The 18,050-nt window shown below is 71.6% G+C and carries 14 protein-coding genes; 8 read left to right on the forward strand and 6 right to left on the reverse strand.

Features of this window, described 5'->3' with window-relative positions; all coding sequences use genetic code 11:
* Nucleotides 1-12 precede the first annotated feature (12 nt).
* Complete coding sequence (ilvD, locus tag C1I93_RS06555) at nucleotides 13-1,860, reverse strand: dihydroxy-acid dehydratase (RefSeq protein WP_111242326.1); 1,848 nt, start codon at nucleotides 1,858-1,860, stop codon at nucleotides 13-15.
* Between the two features lie 110 nt (nucleotides 1,861-1,970).
* On the opposite strand from ilvD, the gene C1I93_RS06560 reads away from it, so the two are divergent.
* The 5 genes from C1I93_RS06560 (at nucleotide 1,971) to serA (ending at nucleotide 9,916) form a co-directional block, all read left to right on the forward strand.
* Nucleotides 1,971-4,304: a putative bifunctional diguanylate cyclase/phosphodiesterase gene (locus C1I93_RS06560; RefSeq protein WP_111242327.1), complete on the forward strand. Its 2,334-nt coding sequence runs from the start codon at nucleotides 1,971-1,973 to the stop codon at nucleotides 4,302-4,304.
* 175 nt (nucleotides 4,305-4,479) lie between these two features.
* A complete protein-coding gene (locus C1I93_RS06565) occupies nucleotides 4,480-6,339 on the forward strand; it encodes an acetolactate synthase large subunit (RefSeq protein ID WP_111242328.1) in 1,860 nt (619 codons plus the stop codon).
* Nucleotides 6,340-6,855, forward strand: a complete 516-nt coding sequence (ilvN, locus tag C1I93_RS06570; RefSeq protein ID WP_111242329.1) for an acetolactate synthase small subunit — start codon at nucleotides 6,340-6,342, stop codon at nucleotides 6,853-6,855.
* A 154-nt stretch (nucleotides 6,856-7,009) separates the two neighbouring features.
* Nucleotides 7,010-8,023 (forward strand): ketol-acid reductoisomerase, encoded by a 1,014-nt coding sequence (ilvC, locus tag C1I93_RS06575; protein ID WP_111242330.1) that lies wholly within the window; start codon nucleotides 7,010-7,012, stop codon nucleotides 8,021-8,023.
* Between the two features lie 294 nt (nucleotides 8,024-8,317).
* Complete coding sequence (gene serA / locus C1I93_RS06580) at nucleotides 8,318-9,916, forward strand: phosphoglycerate dehydrogenase (protein WP_111242331.1); 1,599 nt, start codon at nucleotides 8,318-8,320, stop codon at nucleotides 9,914-9,916.
* 91 nt (nucleotides 9,917-10,007) lie between these two features.
* Here serA and C1I93_RS06585 read toward each other — a convergent pair whose 3' ends face one another.
* Both C1I93_RS06585 and C1I93_RS06590 read right to left on the reverse strand, forming a co-directional pair.
* A complete protein-coding gene (locus C1I93_RS06585; protein ID WP_181445043.1) occupies nucleotides 10,008-10,367 on the reverse strand; it encodes a hypothetical protein in 360 nt (119 codons plus the stop codon).
* Nucleotides 10,368-10,682: 315 nt separating this feature from the next.
* Nucleotides 10,683-11,528 (reverse strand): FAD:protein FMN transferase, encoded by an 846-nt coding sequence (locus C1I93_RS06590; RefSeq protein ID WP_111242332.1) that lies wholly within the window; start codon nucleotides 11,526-11,528, stop codon nucleotides 10,683-10,685.
* 222 nt (nucleotides 11,529-11,750) lie between these two features.
* Here C1I93_RS06590 and C1I93_RS06595 point away from each other — a divergent pair, with 222 nt between their 5' ends.
* Entirely contained in the window at nucleotides 11,751-12,782 is a 1,032-nt protein-coding gene (locus C1I93_RS06595; RefSeq protein WP_111242333.1) for a 3-isopropylmalate dehydrogenase, read from the forward strand.
* Between the two features lie 154 nt (nucleotides 12,783-12,936).
* Nucleotides 12,937-14,034 carry a branched-chain amino acid aminotransferase gene (locus C1I93_RS06600; RefSeq protein WP_111242341.1) on the forward strand — a complete coding sequence of 366 codons (1,098 nt, stop codon included), beginning with the start codon at nucleotides 12,937-12,939 and terminating at the stop codon, nucleotides 14,032-14,034.
* Between the two features lie 77 nt (nucleotides 14,035-14,111).
* Here the strand turns inward: C1I93_RS06600 and C1I93_RS06605 are convergent, their stop codons facing one another.
* Together C1I93_RS06605 and C1I93_RS06610 are read right to left on the reverse strand one after the other, a co-directional pair.
* A complete protein-coding gene (locus C1I93_RS06605; RefSeq protein WP_111242334.1) occupies nucleotides 14,112-14,849 on the reverse strand; it encodes a tyrosine-protein phosphatase in 738 nt (245 codons plus the stop codon).
* 68 nt (nucleotides 14,850-14,917) lie between these two features.
* Entirely contained in the window at nucleotides 14,918-15,376 is a 459-nt protein-coding gene (locus C1I93_RS06610; protein WP_181445044.1) for a PRC-barrel domain-containing protein, read from the reverse strand.
* A gap of 305 nt (nucleotides 15,377-15,681) precedes the next feature.
* Here C1I93_RS06610 and cimA point away from each other — a divergent pair, with 305 nt between their 5' ends.
* A complete protein-coding gene (gene cimA, locus C1I93_RS06615; RefSeq protein ID WP_111242335.1) occupies nucleotides 15,682-17,265 on the forward strand; it encodes a citramalate synthase in 1,584 nt (527 codons plus the stop codon).
* 108 nt (nucleotides 17,266-17,373) lie between these two features.
* Here cimA and C1I93_RS06620 read toward each other — a convergent pair whose 3' ends face one another.
* Nucleotides 17,374-17,946 (reverse strand): DUF2690 domain-containing protein, encoded by a 573-nt coding sequence (locus C1I93_RS06620; protein WP_181445045.1) that lies wholly within the window; start codon nucleotides 17,944-17,946, stop codon nucleotides 17,374-17,376.
* Nucleotides 17,947-18,050 lie beyond the last annotated feature (104 nt).

Raw genomic sequence — 18,050 nt, forward strand, 5'->3', positions numbered from 1 at the left:
CGGGGCGCGCCGTCACTCCGGCACCCGGCGGTAGGCGCCGTCGCTGGCCGAGGTGGCCATCGAGGCGTACGCGCGCAGCGCGGCGGAGACCGGGCGCTGCCGGTCGACGGGCGTGTAGGGGCGGTCGCGCTTCTCCTGGGCGACGCGCCGGGCGTCGAGGACGTCGGCCGGGACGTTCAGCTCGATGGAGCGGGCCGGGATGTCGATGACGATCTCGTCACCCGGCTCGACCAGCGCGATCAGTCCACCGGAGGCGGCCTCGGGGGAGGCGTGTCCGATGGAGAGCCCGGAGGTGCCGCCGGAGAACCGGCCGTCGGTGAGCAGCGCGCAGGAGCGGCCCAGTCCCCGGCCCTTGAGGAACGAGGTGGGGTAGAGCATCTCCTGCATGCCGGGGCCGCCCTTGGGGCCCTCGTAGCGGATCACCACGACGTCCCCGGCGACGATCTCCTTGGCCAGGATGGCGGTGACCGCGTCGTCCTGTGACTCGTACACCTTGGCCGGGCCGCGGAAGGTGAGGCACTCCTCGGGCACCCCGGCGGTCTTGACCACGCAGCCCTCGGGCGCGAGGTTGCCGTGCAGGATGGCCAGCCCGCCGTCGGCGGTGTACGCGTGTGCCAGGTCCCGGATGCAGCCACCGGCCGCGTCGGTGTCCAGGGTGGACCAGCGGTTGGTGGTGGAGAACGGTTCGGTGGTGCGTACCCCGCCCGGCGCGGCGTGGAACAGCTCGATCGCCTCGGGGATGGCGGAGCCGCCACGCACGTCCCAGTCGGCCAGCCAGCGCTCCAGCGAGGGGGCGTGCACCGCGTGCACGTCCCGACGGAGCAGGCCGGCGCGGTTGAGCTCGCCGAGAATGGCCGGGATGCCGCCGGCCCGGTGCACGTCCTCCATGTGGTACTGCGGCGAGTTCGGGGCGACCTTGGCCAGGCAGGGCACCCGGCGGGAGATCTCGTCGATGTCGGCGACGGTGAAGTCCAGCTCGGCCTCGCGGGCGGCGGCCAGCAGGTGCAGGATCGTGTTCGTCGACCCGCCCATCGCCACGTCCAGCGCGACGGCGTTCTCGAACGCGGCCCGGCCGGCGACGTTGCGCGGCAGCACCGAGGCGTCGTCGTTGTCGTACCACCGCTTGGCGATCTCCACGGCGGTGCGGCCGGCCTCGACGAAGAGCGACCGGCGGGCGGCGTGGGTGGCAAGCGTCGAACCGTTGCCCGGCAGCGCCAGCCCGATGGCCTCGGTGAGGCAGTTCATCGAGTTGGCGGTGAACATGCCCGAGCAGGACCCGCAGGTGGGGCAGGCGGAGCGCTCGATCTCGCCGAGCTGGTCGTCGGTGACGGCCTCGTTCGAGCTGGCGATCATCGCGTCGATCAGATCGATCTTGGAGTGGACGACGCCCTCGATGGCCACCGTCTTGCCGGCCTCCATCGGGCCGCCGGAGACGAAGACCGCCGGGATGTTGAGTCGCAGCGCCGCCAGCAGCATCCCCGGGGTGATCTTGTCGCAGTTGGAGATGCAGACCAGGACGTCCGCGCAGTGCGCGTTGACCATGTATTCCACCGCGTCGGCGATCAGCTCCCGGCTGGGCAGGGAGTAAAGCATGCCGCCGTGGCCCATCGCGATGCCGTCGTCGACCGCGATGGTGTTGAACTCGCGGCCCACGCCACCGGCCTCGGCGACCGCCTCGGCGACCAGGCCACCCATGTCCTTGAGGTGTACGTGGCCCGGGACGAACTGGGTGAAACTGTTCGCGATGGCGACGATCGGCTTGCCGAAATCGTCGTCGGTCATCCCGGTGGCCCGCCACAGGGCCCGGGCGCCGGCCATCGTCCGACCGTGCGTGGAGGTCTTCGACCGCAGCTCAGGCATGCACACCAGTCTGGCACCGTTCGGGCCGCCGCGGACAGCCGAGCGGGTCGTGTCCCAACAGTTGCGCACCCGATCCCCACGGGAAGCGGTCATCCGGCAGAGTTGGGGGCGTGCACACACCCCCGGGCATGATCGGTGCCGCGGTGCTCAGCGCGTTGGTCGCCCTCGCGGCCGGCGTGCTGCTGGCCGCCGCAGCCCGACACCGGGCCGGACCGCACCGCCAGGCGTACGCGCTGCTCGCCGTCGCCGGCGCGGTCGCCCTGCTCACCCTGTTGTGTGGGCTGGCGGTCGCGCTCAACCGCAGCGGGCAATGGCCGCAAGACCCGCAGGGCGTCGGGTGGCCGAGCGTGATCGCGTGCGGCACCGCCGTCAGCGGTCTGCTCTTCTGTCTCGGTTTGCTGCGGATGCCCGGGGTGGCCGGTTCGGTCGGCTCGGCCGCCCGGCTGGCCCTGGACGGTGTGATCCTGGGCACGGCGCTCTGGTTCGTCGGCTGGGTGCTCACCTCCGAGCCGACCCGGCTGCTCGGCGACGCCACCCCGACGGCCTGCCCGGCGATCCTGGTCGGGTCGGTGAGCGCGGCCTTGAGCACCGGCCTCGCCGTCATCATGGTCCTGCGGGTCTCGGCGCCCCGCCGTGGCCTCGCCGTGCTGGCCGTCGGCATCACCGTGGCCACCTTCGGCGGGCTCGGTCTCGCGGCCGGGCTCTGCCAGGCCGGCCGCACTGTCACCTCGGTCAGCGCGGTAGCGCTCGCGGTGGGGTTGCTGGCCGCCGCGCTCGCCGTGCACCGGACCGACCTGCCCGGCGAGGTCGCCATCGACGTGATCCGGCACGACGGCGAGTACGCCGTGGTGCCGATGGCCGCGATGGTCGGTTCGGCGATCTACCACCTCGTCGCGGGCGGCCGGTTCGATCTGCTCGGCGTCGTCGCCGGCAGCGTGCAGGGGTTCGCCCTGGTGGCCCGGCAGTACCTCACCCTGCACGAGGCCCGTGCGTACGCTCGGCAGCTCGCCGAGCGGGAGGCGCACTTCCGCCAGCTCGCGCACACCGACGCGCTCACCGGCCTGGCCAACCGGCGTGGGCTGCTGCGCGCGCTGCACCGGTGCGCCGAGGAGGCCACCGGCTGCGTGCTGCTCGGCCTGGACCTGGACGGCTTCAAGCACGTCAACGACATGCGCGGGCACGATGTCGGTGACGCGGTGCTGGCCGAGGTGGGCCAGCGGCTGCGCGGCAACCTGCGCCCCGGCGACCTGGCCGCCCGGCTCGGCGGGGACGAGTTCGCGGTGCTCATGCACGGCGGCCCGACCGAGGCGGGGGTGGTCGCCGAGCGGCTGCTGAAGGTGCTCGGTGGCGGCTACGAGCAGCCCGAGGGGCCGGTCTTCCTCTCGGTGAGCATCGGACTGGCCGGCTGGACGGACCAGCCGGATGTCGAGTTGCTGCTGCGGCACGCCGATCTCGCGCTGCGCTACGCCAAGCAGCGCGGCAAGAACCGGATCGAGCGGTACGACGGCGCGTACGACCAGCTGCTGCGCCGGCGTACCACGCTGGAGCACGAGCTGCGGGGCGCGATCGAGCGCGACGAGCTGCGCCTGGTCTTCCAGCCGGTGGCCTCCCTGCCGTCGGTGCGTCCGGTCGGCGCGGAGGCGTTGCTGCGCTGGCGGCACCCCGAGCTGGGCAACGTCGGCCCGGACGAGTTCATCCCGTTGGCCGAGGAGTGCGGGATGATCGCCAAGCTCGGCGCCTGGGTGCTGCACCAGGCTTGTCACCAGCTCTCCCGCTGGTTGGCAGATGGGCACGACGTCTGGGTGTCGGTGAACGTGTCCCCCCGCGAGCTGCACGCCCCCGAGTACGTGGTGCAGGTCACCGAGGCGCTGCGCGCCCACCACGTGCCGCCGCAGCGGCTGGTGCTGGAGGTCACCGAGCACGCGGTCGCCACCGACCTGGACGAGCTGATCCGGCGGTTGACCGCGCTGCGGCTCACCGGCGTGCGGATCGCGCTCGACGACTTCGGGGCCGGCTACTCCTCGCTGGGGCAGCTCCGCCGCCTGCCGATCGACATCCTCAAGATCGATCACGGGCTGGTGGCCGAGCACGAACCGGTCCGGCCGGTAGGGCGCGACGGCCCGGCCTTCGCCCCGATGGTCGACATCGTCATGCGGCTTGGGCACCAACTCGGCCTCGAGGTCATCGCCGAGGGGGTCACCACGCCCACGGAGTTGGCTGCCGTGGTGGCCGCCGGCTGCCGCTTCGGCCAGGGCGCCCTGTTCGGCTGGGGCGTGCCGGCCGAGCACCTGGAGGCGATGCTGGAGGCGGCCACCTCGGCGGGCGCCCGCCCCAGCCGGTCGGCTCCGGAGCAGGTCAAGCCGGGTGTGGGCCACGAAACACCGGAGCCCGTGAACCAAAATGTGGGATCAGTTGACTCATCGCATGAGATGCGTCAGGCTTGAGCCCATGTCGTACCGGTCGCTGCGAGTACTTACCTGAGCGCACTCTCCTCGCCTGAGAGTGCGCTGGCCCCGTGCATCTGGCACGTGGGCCTTTTTGTTGCCGTCGAACCCATCGAACGTCGGCCCGGCCCGCGTTCCACAGTCTGAGCAGCCCACCAACTCGAAGGCCAACGTCATGACGAGACCCACGCCAGAGACCCTCGCCCACTCCGCCCGGCGGGCCCGCACCACCGCAGAGGCCCCGGGCGACACCGATCACGTCCGCCCCGCCACGCCGGTACGCGCCACTCCGACCCAGGTCTCGGGCGCCGGTTCGCTGGTGCGCTCGCTGGAGGCGCTCGGCGTCGACGTCGTCTTCGGCATCCCGGGTGGCGCGATCCTGCCGGCGTACGACCCGCTCTACGACTCGACGGTCCGCCACATCCTGGTCCGTCACGAGCAGGGCGCCGGCCACGCGGCCACCGGCTACGCCCAGGCCACCGGCCGGGTCGGGGTGTGCATCGCCACCTCCGGGCCGGGCGCGACCAACCTGGTCACCCCGATCGCCGACGCGTACATGGACTCGGTGCCGATGGTGGCGATCACCGGTCAGGTGGCCCGCCCCGCGATCGGCACCGACGCCTTCCAGGAGGCGGACATCCAGGGCATCACGCTGCCGATCACCAAGCACAACTTCCTGGTCCAGGAGGCCAGCGAGATCCCGCAGGTGCTGGCCGAGGCGTTCCACCTGGCCTCGACCGGCCGGCCCGGCCCGGTGCTGGTGGACATCCCCAAGGACGTCCTCCAGGCGTCGACCACCTTCGCCTGGCCGCCCACCCTGGACCTGCCCGGCTACCGGCCCACCCTGCACCCGCACGGCAAGCAGATCCGCGAGGCGGCGCGGTTGATGAGCAACGCCCGGCGTCCGGTGCTCTACGTCGGTGGCGGGGTGCTCAAGGCCGGCGCCACCGAGGGCCTGCGCAAGCTGGCCGAGCTGACCGGCATCCCGGTGGTCACCACGCTGATGGCGTTGGGGGCGTTCCCCGACTCGCACCGGCAGCACCTGGGCATGCCGGGCATGCACGGCACCGTGGCGGCGGTCTACGGCCTGCAGAAGGCCGACCTGATCGTGGCGCTCGGCGCCCGCTTCGACGACCGGGTCACCGGCAAGCTGGACTCCTTCGCCCCGGACGCCACGGTGGTGCACGCCGACATCGATCCGGCCGAGATCGGCAAGAACCGGCACGCGGACGTGCCGATCGTCGGCGACGCCCGGTACGTGATCGACGAACTGCTGGCGGCGGTCACCGCGGAGCGGGCCGCCGGGCGGGTCGCCGACCTCGCCGACTGGTGGACGCAGCTCGACGACCTGCGCGAGCGGTACCCGCTGGGCTACGACGAGCCTTCCGACGGCACCCTCTCCCCGCAGTACGTGATCAAGCGGCTGGGGGAGATCGTCGGGTCGGACGCCATCTACGTGGCCGGCGTCGGCCAGCACCAGATGTGGGCCTCGCAGTTCATCTCCTACGAGAAGCCGCAGACCTGGCTCAACTCCGGTGGCCTCGGCACGATGGGCTACGCGGTGCCGGCGGCGATGGGCGCCAAGGTCGGTAAGCCCGACACGGTGGTCTGGGCGATCGACGGCGACGGCTGCTTCCAGATGACCAACCAGGAGCTGGCCACCTGCGCGCTGGAGGGCATCCCGGTCAAGATCGCCGTGATCAACAACGGCAACCTCGGCATGGTCCGGCAGTGGCAGACGCTGTTCTACGGCGAGCGCTACTCCAACACCGACCTCGGCACCCACAAGCACCGCATCCCGGACTTCGTCAAGCTGGCCGAGGCGCTCGGCTGCGTCGGGCTGCGCTGCGAGAACGCCGAGGACGTGGAGAAGACGATCGAGGCGGCGATGGCCATCAACGACGCGCCGGTGGTGATCGACTTCGTGGTCGGCAAGGACGCCATGGTCTGGCCGATGGTCGCCGCCGGCACCAGCAACGACGAGATCATGTTCGCCCGCGGCGTCCGCCCGGTCTTCGACGAGGATGACATCTAAATGACGACCCATACGCTTTCCGTGCTGGTGGAGAACAAGCCGGGCGTGCTGGCCCGGGTCTCCGGGCTGTTCTCCCGGCGCGGCTTCAACATCGACAGTCTCGCCGTCGGCGAGACGGAGAACCCGGACGTCTCGCGGATCACGATCGTGGTCAACGCCGAGTCCTCCCCGCTGGAGCAGGTCACCAAGCAGCTCAACAAGCTGGTGAACGTACTCAAGATCGTTGAGCTGGACCCGTCGACCTCGGTTGCCCGGGAACTGCTGCTGGTGAAGGTGCGGGCCGACCGCAACGCCCGCAGCCAGGTGCTGGAGACGGTGAACCTGTTCCGGGCCCGGGTGGTCGACGTGGCTCCGGACACCCTCACCATCGAGGCCACCGGCACCGCCGACAAGCTCGACGCGCTGCTGCGCGACCTCGAACCCTTCGGCATCAAGGAGATGGTCCAGTCCGGGCTGGTGGCGATCGGTCGCGGTTCGCGGGCCATCACCGCCGGTCCGGCCCTGCGGGCCGCCTGACCCGCACGGCCGGCCCGCAGGCACCGGGGCCGGCCGTACCGAACCACCGGCCCGCAGGCGCGGGTCGTGAGAAAACCGCAGGTCCGGCACCGTCCGGCCGCCTGATCAACACAGCCACGACGGGCCGCTGCGGCCGCCGTACGAAAGGGAAGTCATGAGCGTTGAGGTGTACTACGACGACGACGCCGACCTGGGCCTGATCCAGGCGAAGAAGGTCGCCGTGATCGGGTACGGCAGCCAGGGCCACGCCCACGCGCTGTCGCTGCGCGACTCGGGTGTCGACGTGGTGATCGGCCTGCCGGAGGGCTCGAAGAGCCGGCCGAAGGCCGAGGAGCAGGGGCTGCGGGTGCTCACCCCGGCGGAGGCGGCGGCCGAGGCCGACGTGATCATGATCCTCGCGCCGGACACCGCGCAGCGGCACATCTACGCCGAGTCGATCGCGCCGAACCTCAGCGCGGGCAAGGCGCTGTTCTTCGGACACGGCTTCAACATCCGGTACGGGCTGATCAAGCCGCCGGCCGACGTGGACGTGGCGATGGTCGCCCCGAAGGGCCCCGGTCACCTGGTCCGCCGGCAGTACGTCGACGGCAAGGGCGTGCCCTGCCTGGTCGCCGTGGAGCAGGACGGCAGCGGCAACGCCCTCGCGCTGGCCCTGTCGTACGCCAAGGGCATCGGCGGCACCCGCGCGGGCGTCATCAAGACCAGCTTCAAGGAGGAGACCGAGACGGATCTCTTCGGCGAGCAGGCGGTGCTCTGCGGTGGCGCGGCGGCCCTGGTGCAGACCGGGTTCGAGGTGCTCACCGAGGCCGGCTACGCCCCCGAGGTGGCCTACTTCGAGTGCCTGCACGAGCTGAAGCTCATCGTCGACCTGATGTACGAGGGCGGCATCGCCAAGATGCGGTACAGCATCTCCGACACCGCCGAGTACGGCGACGTCACCCGGGGCCCGCGGGTCATCGACGGCCGGGTCAAGGAGGAGATGCGCAAGATCCTCGGTGAGATCCAGTCCGGCGAGTTCGCCCGCGAGTGGGTGGCCGAGGACGAGGCGGGCCGCCCCAACTTCCGCAAGCTGCAGTCCGAGGGCGCGGCGCACCCGATCGAGGAGACCGGCGCGAAGCTGCGCGGCATGATGAGCTGGGTGGACCGGCCGATCACCGAGACGGCCTGAGATCTCGGCCACCTGAGAGCACTCTCACCAACGGCACCCGGACCTGGCGTTCTCCCCGACGTCGGGCCCGGGTGCCGTGCTGTCCGCCACCAGTTGACCGATCGTTAACACGCACGTCACGTCCGGTTTGTGAGGGCACTCACCCCGTACTCCGGGGCGCGCCGGGCGAGCCGCCCCCTACGATCGCGGGTAGGTGCTCCAGGCGGCACCTGACGGCCATGGCCCTGTCTGCGCCGGGCGCAGCGCAGCGTCCACCGCACCGGCCGACCGCATTGACGACATCTACGAGGACCAATGACTCCTGTCGTACTGATCGCCGAAGAACTCGCCCCCGCCGCCATCGAGGTGCTCGCCCACGACTTCGACGTCCGGCACGTCGACGGCACCGACCGCCCGGCCCTGCTCTCCGCGCTCGCCGAGGCCGACGCCGTCATCGTCCGTAGTGCCACCCAGATCGACGCCGAGGCGATCGCCGCCGCGCCGCGACTGAAGGTCGTGGCCCGGGCCGGTGTGGGTCTGGACAACGTCGAGGTGCCGGCCGCCACCGCGCGGGGCGTCATGGTCGTCAACGCCCCCACCTCCAACATCGTCTCCGCCGCCGAGCAGGCCGTCGCGCTGCTGCTCGCGGTGGCCCGCAACACCGCCAGCGCCAGCGCCGCGCTCAAGGCGGGGGAGTGGAAGCGGTCCAAGTACACGGGTGTGGAGATCCAGGGCAAGACCGTCGGCGTGGTGGGCCTCGGCCGCATCGGCGTGCTGTTCGCGCAGCGCATCGCCGCCTTCGGCACCCGGCTGATCGCGTACGACCCGTACATCCAGCCGGCCCGCGCCGCGCAGCTCGGGGTGCGCCTGGTCGGCCTGGAGGAGCTGCTGCGGGAGAGCGACTTCATCTCCATCCACCTGCCGAAGACCCCGGAGACCGTGGGCCTGATCGGTGAGAAGGAACTGTCGATCGTCAAGCCGGGCGTGCGGATCGTCAACGCCGCCCGCGGTGGCCTCGTCGACGAGCAGGCCCTGGCCGACGCGCTGGCCGAGGGCCGGGTCGGTGGCGCCGGGGTGGACGTGTACGCCAAGGAGCCCTGCACCTCCTCGCCGCTGTTCGCCTTCGACAACGTGGTGGCCACCCCGCACCTGGGTGCCTCCACCGCCGAGGCGCAGGACAAGGCGGGCCTGGCCGTGGCGAAGAGCGTGAAGCTGGCGCTGCAGGGCGAGTTCGTGCCGGACGCGGTGAACGTGCAGGCCGGCGGCGTGGTCGACGAGGACGTCCGCCCGCTGCTGCCGCTGGCCGAGAAGCTCGGCCGGGCCTTCACCGCGCTGGCCGGCGGCGTGGCCGCCAGCGTCACCGTCGAGGTACGCGGCGAGATCGTCAACCACGACGTCTCGGTGCTCAAGCTCGCCGCCACCAAGGGCCTGTTCAGCTCGGTGGTCGAGGAGCAGGTGACGTACGTCAACGCACCGCACCTGGCCGCCCAGCGTGGGGTCGAGGTGTCGCTGACCACGCAGACCGAGACCGTGGAGCACCCGGTCCTGGTCACCGTGCGTGGCGCGCTGCCCGACGGCCGCACCGTCAGTGTCTCCGGCACGGTGACCCACGCCGGCACCCGGGACGTGCTCAAGCTGACCGAGGTGGACGGCTTCGACGTGGAGATCGGCGCCGAGGGCATCCTGCTCTTCCTGCGCTACGCCGACCGGCCCGGTGTGGTCGGCACCGTCGGCACCCTGCTCGGCGAGGCCGGCGTCAACATCGCGGCGATGCAGGTGGCCCGCCGGGAGGCCGGCGGTGAGACGCTGATGACCCTCACCGTCGACCAGGCGCTCGGCGCCGACCTGCTCACCTCGGCGGCTGACTCCATCGGCGCGACCGCGGCCAGCGCGGCGGATCTGCGCGACGAGTAGTCCACGCACGACCGCGAGGGGCCCGACCTTCGGTCGGGCCCCTCGTCGTGCCGGCGACGTGCGGGCCGCGTGCTACTGCGGCGCGCCCGGCTCAGCCGGGCAGTCGGGCCGCCGGTGGCGGATAGACCGAGCCGTCCTGGGCGTCGAAGAGCATCAGTCGACACTCACCGGCCAGCCGTTCGATGTCGAGCAGGACCTGGTCGGCGCAGCCCGGATCCAGGTTCAGTTCGATGTGGTCGGCCGCGGTGTGCAGCGGTGCGACCGCCCAGGGGGTGCCCGGACCGGCCGGCCGGTCGGGGTAGCGGGCGGTGATCGCCCGGTAGAACCCCACAAGTCGTGGGTCCGGGTGGCGCTCGATGTGCTGGCCCTGCCGGCACCGTTGCACCGCCGCGCGAACATCCTCGGGCGTCGCCCCGTCCGCCAGGGCCCACACGCTCAGATCGAAACTCACGGCGGACAGCGTGCCATCCGCAGTTTGCCTTGTCGAAAACGGCCCGGTCGGGGCCGACAGGCGACGGTGGAACAGTGCCGGATGTCCCGTGTGGAACCCTTGCCGCGAAACGCGTCGATTCGATAGCGTACGGAGGCGGTTGCTGGCCGTGCCTGTGGCGCTGACCCGTCTTCGGGTGGCGAGGTTGACGCCCGGCTGACCGGCCCGCACCCCTCGATTGCGCGAGCCACGCGCACTCGTCGCCGACCGGCCTCCACGGTCGTTGCCGCGGCCGTGGAGGCCGATTGGTGTCGGCCGCCCGCCCCCGGCGGGCCTCTAGCGGCGGGCGGCGAGCAGCGCCCGATATTCCGACCCCGGGCGGAACCAGCCCAGCCCCACCGCTCCGGCCGCGTACAGCGCGGTGGCGTAGGCGTCGGCGGTGGCCAGATCGGGACCGACCACAGTGGCCGCGACGAGCTGATCGGCCGGATCACCGGTGTGCGGGTCGACCACATGTCCCTGCCGGCCGGTCACCCCGGAGGTGCCGATCGCACCGGCGGTCATCTCCAGCACCAGTGGGGTTCGACGGCGATCGGTCGGGTGGTGCACCGCGACCCGCCACGGGCCGCCGTGCGCGGCGTGGCCGCGTACGGTCAGGTCGGCGCCGGTGAGCACGGCGTAGTCGTGGATGCCGGCGGCGCGCAACCGGGCCGCGGCCCGCTCCACCGCCCAACCGCCGAGCAGGCCGCCGGGGTCGAATCCGCCGGGCACGGCCCAGGCGTCGAACCAGCCGTCGGTGACCGCCCGCATCGCGGCGCACCGGTCCACCAGGTCCGCCAGCGGCGGGTACGAGTCTGGGCCGATCTCACCCCGGCGCAGCCGTGACACCAGGCTCTCCGGGCGGTTGGGGCCGTAGGTGAGGTCGATCGCCCGCAGTTCGGCCACCGCGTCCCGCAACGCCTCACCGGTGCCCCGCCGGCCGACCCAAACGGGTGCGTTCAGCAGCAGGGTGTACGTCGCGGTCGAGGTGCGTACGGTGTGCCGGACGGCGATCCGGTCCCCGGCCACCAGGCCGGCCCGGTCGGGGCGGTGCTCGCGGGTGCCCAGCCGCAGGTCGGGTCGGCGGAAACGGAAAGTCGCCGGGTCAACCCACCGGGTTCGCGGCTGCTCGTCGATCCACATCGCCTCGTCCTCCCTCGACGCCCCGTCACGCCGTCGTGGCGGTCGCCCAAGACCCGGACCGAGCGGCCCGCGCACGATCACGCTACGCAGCGCAGATGACCGCTCCATGAATGCGTGCTGGGAAGCTGCTGTGCGTTCCGGCGTCCCGAAAAGTGGAACCTTCGTACCGGGACGCGGGACGGCGGCGTACCGTCGAGCCACACGAGCGAAGGAGCTGACGACGTGGCACGGATCGCGGTGGTGGCCGGGGACGGGATCGGACCCGAGGTGGTCGCGGAGGCCCGCAAGGTCATCGATGCGGTGCTGCCCGGGGTGGAGGCCACCGAGTACGACCTCGGCGCGGCACGTTACCACCGCACCGGCGAGGTGCTGCCCGACTCGGTGCTGACCGAGTTGGCCGGCCACGACGCCATTCTGCTCGGTGCCGTCGGCGACCCCACCGTCCCGCCCGGTGTGCTGGAGCGGGGTCTGCTGCTGAAGCTGCGCTTCGCCTTCGACCAGTACGTCAACCTCCGACCGTCGCGGCTCTGGCCGGGCGTGGCCAGCCCGCTGGCCACTGTGAAGTCCGGCGAGGTCGACCTGGTGGTCGTCCGCGAGGGCACCGAGGGGCTCTACGCCGGGGCCGGTGGCACCCTGCATCGGGACACCCCGGCCGAGGTCGCCACCGAGGAGAGCCTGAACACCCGGCACGGGGTGGAGCGGGTGGTCCGGGACGCCTTCGCCCGGGCCCGGCGGCGCGAGCGGCGCAAGGTGACCCTGGTGCACAAGACCAACGTGCTCACCCACGCCGGTTCGCTGTGGGCCCGCACCTTCGCGGCGGTGGCCGCCGAACACCCCGACGTGGCCACCGAATACCAGCACGTCGATGCCGCCGCGATGTTCCTGGTCACCCAGCCCCAGCGTTACGACGTCGTGGTCACCGACAACCTCTTCGGCGACATCCTGACCGACATCGCCGCCGCCGTCACCGGCGGAATCGGGCTGGCCGCCAGCGGCAGCATCAACCCCGACGGCGGGTACCCGTCGATGTTCGAGCCGGTGCACGGCTCCGCGCCGGACATCGCCGGTCGCGGCGTGGCCGACCCGGTCGCCGCGATCCTCTCCGCCGCGTTGCTGCTCGACCAGCTCGGGCACGCCGACGCCGCGGCCCGGATCACCGCCGCGGTCAGCGCCGAGCTGGCCAACCGCGGCCCGGAGGTAACCCTGCGTACGGCCGAGGTCGGCGACCGGATCGCCGCGCAGGTAACCGCCTGAGCCGCGCGCGCCACCGCCGCCGGCCACCGGTTGTCGTCTTCCTACCCGCCGGTCGACCTACCCGCTGAACGACCGTTCGGGGTAAGTTTCTGGCACATACGTTTCCGGCGTGCGACTGCGCGCGTACGCCGTGGTCCTCAGGGAGGTCAGCGCGATGAGCGGTGGTGACAAGCTCGACTTCGAGATCCGTCCGAATCCCGCGCGGGTATCCGCCACCGACCGGGCCGCCCTGCTGGCCAACCCCGGGTTCGGCCGGGTCTTCACCGACCACATGGTCACCGTCCGCTATGCCGAGGGCAAGGGCTGGTACGACGCCCGGGTCGAGGCGCGGGCGCCGATCCCGATGGACCCGGCCAGCGCGGTGCTGCACTACGCCCAGGAGATCTTCGAGGGCATGAAGGCGTACCGCGCCGCCGACGGCGGGGTGACCATGTTCCGCCCGTACGCCAACGCGGCCCGTTTCAACACCTCCGCCGCCCGGATGGCGATGCCGGCGTTGTCCGAGGCGACATTCGTCGACTCGCTGCACCAGCTGATCGAGATCGACCGTGAGTGGATTCCCGACGGCGAGGACGGCAGCCTCTACCTGCGGCCCTTCATGTTCGCCAGCGAGGTCTTCCTCGGTGTGCGGCCGGCGAACGAATACCTCTACGTGGTGATCGCCTCGCCGGTCGGCGCGTACTTCTCCGGCGGGGTCAAGCCGGTGACGGTCTGGGTCTCGCCCGACTACACCCGCGCCGCCCCCGGTGGCACCGGTGCGGCCAAGTGCGGCGGCAACTACGCCGCTTCGCTCGCCGCCCAGGCCGAGGCCGCCGAGCGCGGCTGCGACCAGGTCGTCTTCCTGGACGCGGTGGAGCGCACCTACGTCGACGAACTGGGCGGCATGAACGTCTTCTTCGTCTACGACGACGGCTCGATCGCGACCCCGCCGCTGACCGGCACCATCCTCCCCGGCATCACCCGGGAATCGGTGATCGCGCTGGCCGAGGCGGCCGGGCACCGGGTCGAGGAACGACCGGTGAGCTTCGCCGACTGGCAGGCCGACGCGGCAAGCGGCCGGCTGCGCGAGGTCTTCGCCTGCGGCACCGCAGCGGTGATCACCCCGATCGGCCGGGTGCGCTTCCCCGACGGCGAGTTCGCCATCGCCGGCGGCGAACCCGGCACCGTCACCATGGCGCTGCGCCAGCAGCTCGTCGACCTCCAGCGCGGCAAGGCCGCCGACCCGCACAACTGGGTCCACCGCGTGCTCTGAGGTGTAAGGAGGGGCCCCCTGCTAACGCCTCGTGTATAGCAGGGGCCCCTTCTTAACACCCGAGGCCGATGTCGGCGTCAGTCGAGCAGGTGAGTGCGCAGGGCGGTGAGCTGGTCGTCGGTCACGCCGGCGTGCCGGAGGTAGTTCTCGACGGAGCCGTGTCCCTCGCGGATCTCCGCCAGGAACAGCAGCATCGTCTCGGCGGGCGAGGCGAGGAACGGCGGCGGGATCTCGTCGGCCTCCGGGAAGGTGGCCTTGAGCCAGGCGGCGAACCGCTGGGACGCCTCGTTGGTCAGCGCGTAGTCCGCCGCGATGTCGTCGTCCGCCACGCCGAGCACCGCGAGGGTCAGGCCGCAGACGATGCCGGTCCGGTCCTTGCCCGCGACGCAGTGCACCACCACCGGTGCGTTGGCGCTGTCGGCGATCAGGCCGACCGCCTCGGCCAGGCCCGCCGTGCCGGTGCGGGCCAGGTCGGCGTACCGGTCGGCGAGGTAGCGGGCCAGGTCTCCCGACTGGTACGGCCGCTGACTCCACTCGGTGTGCTCCGGGTGGATGTGCCGGTAGCTGAGGCCGTCGAACTCGGGAACCCGGCCGTCGCGCTCCACCTCGGCGGGGCGACGCAGGTCGATGACGGTCCGTACGCCGAGCGCGGTGAACACGTCCCGGTCGGCGTTGGCGATGCGGTGCAGCGAGTCGGAGCGGTAGAGGCGGCCGGTGCGGACCGTACGGCCGTCCCGGTTGCGATAGCCCCCGACGTCGCGGAAGTTGAAGGTCGTGGCGAACGGGATCTTGCGGGTTATCTCGGTGGCGTCCACCCTGACACGGTAACGGCCGGTGGGGCAGTGCCCCACCGGCCGTCACGCGATTCGTCAGTGAACCCGAGTCACCGCAGGCCGCCGGGCGGAGTCGCGGCGTACGTGTCGTTGTAGTAGCCGCCGAGCTTGTCCCGGTACGCCGGGTCGGTGGCCGTCTCGTCGAACTCCGGGGCCGCCTTGATCTGGTCCTTGTTCCGGTCGACGTAGACCTTCTGCTCGTCGTGGTCCACGTGGTTCACGGTGCCGGCCGGCAGCATGACCTTCTTGCCGAAGATCCACGGCCCGGTGTCGACCACCAGGTAGCTGGCGTTCACCTCGTTGCTGTCACTGTCGATCTTGCCGATCGAGCCGTCGGTGGCCTCGACCTTGTAGCCGACCAGGTTGGTGCCGGACACCCCGGCCTCGTCCCGGTAGCTCCACGGGTCGAAACTGCCAGCCGGCGCGCCGCCTGCGACGACACCCTGGTCGACGCCGCGCAGAGCCGGATCCGGAGTGGTGTGTGCGGTGTTCTGATCGAGCCTGTCCATGATTCTCACCTGCCTCGACTACGATGAGTCGTCTCGTGCGGAACGTGCTTCCCTGTCCCGGAAACTCCTACCCCGTGCGGCCCGGCCTACACCCACGAGTCTCCGGCCGTTCCGCGCCGCGTCCCGACATGTGGATTTCGCCTCCCAGAGGTCGTCGGCGAGTGGCAGAGTGCAGTACGTGACCAGCACCGCCCGCATTATTGGCAACTAGCGCGCCGGCCTCCCCTCGCCGAGCGCGCAGACCTCCCGCAGCCGCGGGGGGTCTTTTTGTTGCGTCGGCCGGTGCCAGTACGAAGGGATCTCCCATGACGTTCCAGGTCTACGACACGACCCTGCGCGACGGTGCCCAGCGCGAGGGGGTCAGCTACTCGGTGGTCGACAAGCTCGCGGTGGCGCGGCTGCTCGACGAGTTCGGCGTCGGGTTCATCGAGGGCGGGTGGCCGGGCGCGGTGCCGAAGGACACCGAGTTCTTCCGCCGGGCGCGTACCGAACTCGACCTGCGGCACGCGGTGCTGGTGGCTTTCGGCGCCACCCGCCGGGCCGGTGCCGTCGCCGCCGACGACCCGCAGGTACGCGGCCTGCTGGACGCGCAGACCCCGGCGATCGCCCTGGTCGCCAAGGCCGACCTGCGGCACGTGGAGCGGGCGCTGCGGACCACCGCCAAGGAGAACCTGGCGATGATCCACGACACGGTGACCCACCTGGTCGCCGAGGGACGGCGGGTCTTCGTCGACGGCGAGCACTTCTACGACGGCTACCGCCATGACCCGGCGTACACCGCCTCGGTGGTGGAGACCGCGCTTGCCGCGGGTGCCGAGCGGTTCGTGCTCTGCGACACCAACGGCGGGATGCTGCCCTCCTGGGTGACCGCAGCCATCGCCGACCTCACCGACCGGATCGGGGTCGCGCCCGAGGTGCTCGGGATGCACGCGCAGAACGACACCGCCTGCGCGGTGGCCAACACCATCGCCGCCGTCGAGGCCGGCGTCCGCCACGTGCAGGGCACCGCCAACGGGTACGGCGAACGCCCCGGCAACGCCGACCTCTTCGCCGTCGTGGCGAACCTTCAGCTCAAGCTCGGGATGCCCGTCCTACCGGAGGGCTGCCTGGAGCAGATGGTGCGGGTCTCCCACGCCATCGCCGAGATCGCCAACATCGCCCCCGACACCCACCAGGCGTACGCCGGGGCCGCCGCCTTCGCCCACAAGGCGGGGCTGCACGCGAGTGCGATCAAGGTGGATCCGCTGCTCTACAACCACGTCGAACCCGAGGTGGTCGGCAACGACATGCGGATCCTGGTCACCGAGATGGCCGGCCGGGCCAGCATCGAACTCAAGAGCCGCGAGCTGGGGTTGGATCTGGCCGGCCATCCGGAGACGCTGTCCCGGGTCACCAACCGGGTCAAGGAGCTGGAGGCCGGTGGCTGGTCGTTCGAGGCCGCCGACGCCTCGTTCGAGCTGCTGGTCCGCTCCGAGCTGCCGGACGCCGCGCCGGCGCGCCCCTTCGCGCTGGAGTCGTACCGGGTGCTTGTCGAGCACCGCGAGGACGGTGCCGTGGTCTCCGAGGCGACCGTGAAGATCCGGGTACGCGGTGAGCGGCTGATCGCCACCGCGGAGGGCAACGGCCCGGTGAACGCCCTCGACGAGGCGCTGCGGGTGGGCCTGGGCCGGCACTACCCGGAGCTGCGTGACTTCGAACTGGCCGACTACAAGGTCCGCATCCTGGAGGGCAGCCACGGCACCGGCGCGGTGACCCGGGTGCTCGTCGAGACCGCCGACGGCCGGGGCGGTGGCTGGACCACCGTCGGGGTGCACCCCAACGTGGTCGAGGCGAGCTGGCACGCCCTGGTCGACGCACTCACCTACGGTCTGAACCGCGCCCGGGTCTGACCGGGCCGCGCGCCGTCACCGGCACCGGCCGGGTACGTGCTGCTCGGCTGGCCACGATCGTGGCCAGCCGAGCAACCGGGGTGGGTCAGGTCTCGGTGTCCCTGGGTGTCACCACCAGCGGGTGCAGTCCCAGCCGGAGATCGGGCCGCTCGCCGCGTAGCAGGCCCGGGCCTCCAGGTCGGCGTCGTTGACCATCAGGGTGTAGCCGCCGGACTCGGTGTAGCCCGACTCCGTCCGGCGGTGGTTGCCGTTGAGGTAGCGGCTGTCCACCTTGAACGACACGTAACTGGCGGTGGTCCGGGCCCACGCGGTGCGGCAGCGCGGGCTGTACCGCAGCTCGACGGAGCCGATCGGGCTCGACGTCTTGTACGTGTAGGTGCCGGACTTCGGCACGACAGCGTCCTCGGCGCAGGTGTAGTAGGCGGAGCCGTTGTAGTAGATCTTGTAGGTCTGCGGGTTCCGGCCGTCGCAGGAAGATCCACAGCCGGACGCGGCGAGCGTCGCCTCGTCGATCATGGTGGCGTTGCCGGCCGCGATCTCCGCCATGACCGCGGCGCTGGGCTCGGCGGCCGCCGCGACCTCGGCGGCGCGGTCGGGGGCGGCCTGGGCCGAGGCGGGTGCCGCGAGCAGGCTCACGGCGAGGGCCGAGGTGACGCCGAATGTGCGTAACAGACGCTTCACGTGTGCTCCTGGTGATGAGGGGACGACTGCACGCAGCCTGACGGCAGCGCTCATCGCCGCGTCATGACTGGCTCATCGCCCCATCACCGCCGCCCGCCCACCGC

Source organism: Micromonospora endophytica (assembly GCF_003236305.1).
Classification (GTDB): Bacteria; Actinomycetota; Actinomycetes; order Mycobacteriales; family Micromonosporaceae; genus Micromonospora; species Micromonospora endophytica.

Coding starts and splice junctions, on each gene's coding strand:
- ilvD (WP_111242326.1), bottom strand. CDS start 1,860: ATGCCTGAGCTGCGGTCGAAGACCTCCACGCACGGTCGGACGATGGCC.
- C1I93_RS06565 (WP_111242328.1), top strand. CDS start 4,480: ATGACGAGACCCACGCCAGAGACCCTCGCCCACTCCGCCCGGCGGGCC.
- ilvN (WP_111242329.1), top strand. CDS start 6,340: ATGACGACCCATACGCTTTCCGTGCTGGTGGAGAACAAGCCGGGCGTG.
- ilvC (WP_111242330.1), top strand. CDS start 7,010: ATGAGCGTTGAGGTGTACTACGACGACGACGCCGACCTGGGCCTGATC.
- serA (WP_111242331.1), top strand. CDS start 8,318: ATGACTCCTGTCGTACTGATCGCCGAAGAACTCGCCCCCGCCGCCATC.
- C1I93_RS06590 (WP_111242332.1), bottom strand. CDS start 11,528: ATGTGGATCGACGAGCAGCCGCGAACCCGGTGGGTTGACCCGGCGACT.
- C1I93_RS06600 (WP_111242341.1), top strand. CDS start 12,937: ATGAGCGGTGGTGACAAGCTCGACTTCGAGATCCGTCCGAATCCCGCG.
- C1I93_RS06610 (WP_181445044.1), bottom strand. CDS start 15,376: ATGGACAGGCTCGATCAGAACACCGCACACACCACTCCGGATCCGGCT.
- cimA (WP_111242335.1), top strand. CDS start 15,682: ATGACGTTCCAGGTCTACGACACGACCCTGCGCGACGGTGCCCAGCGC.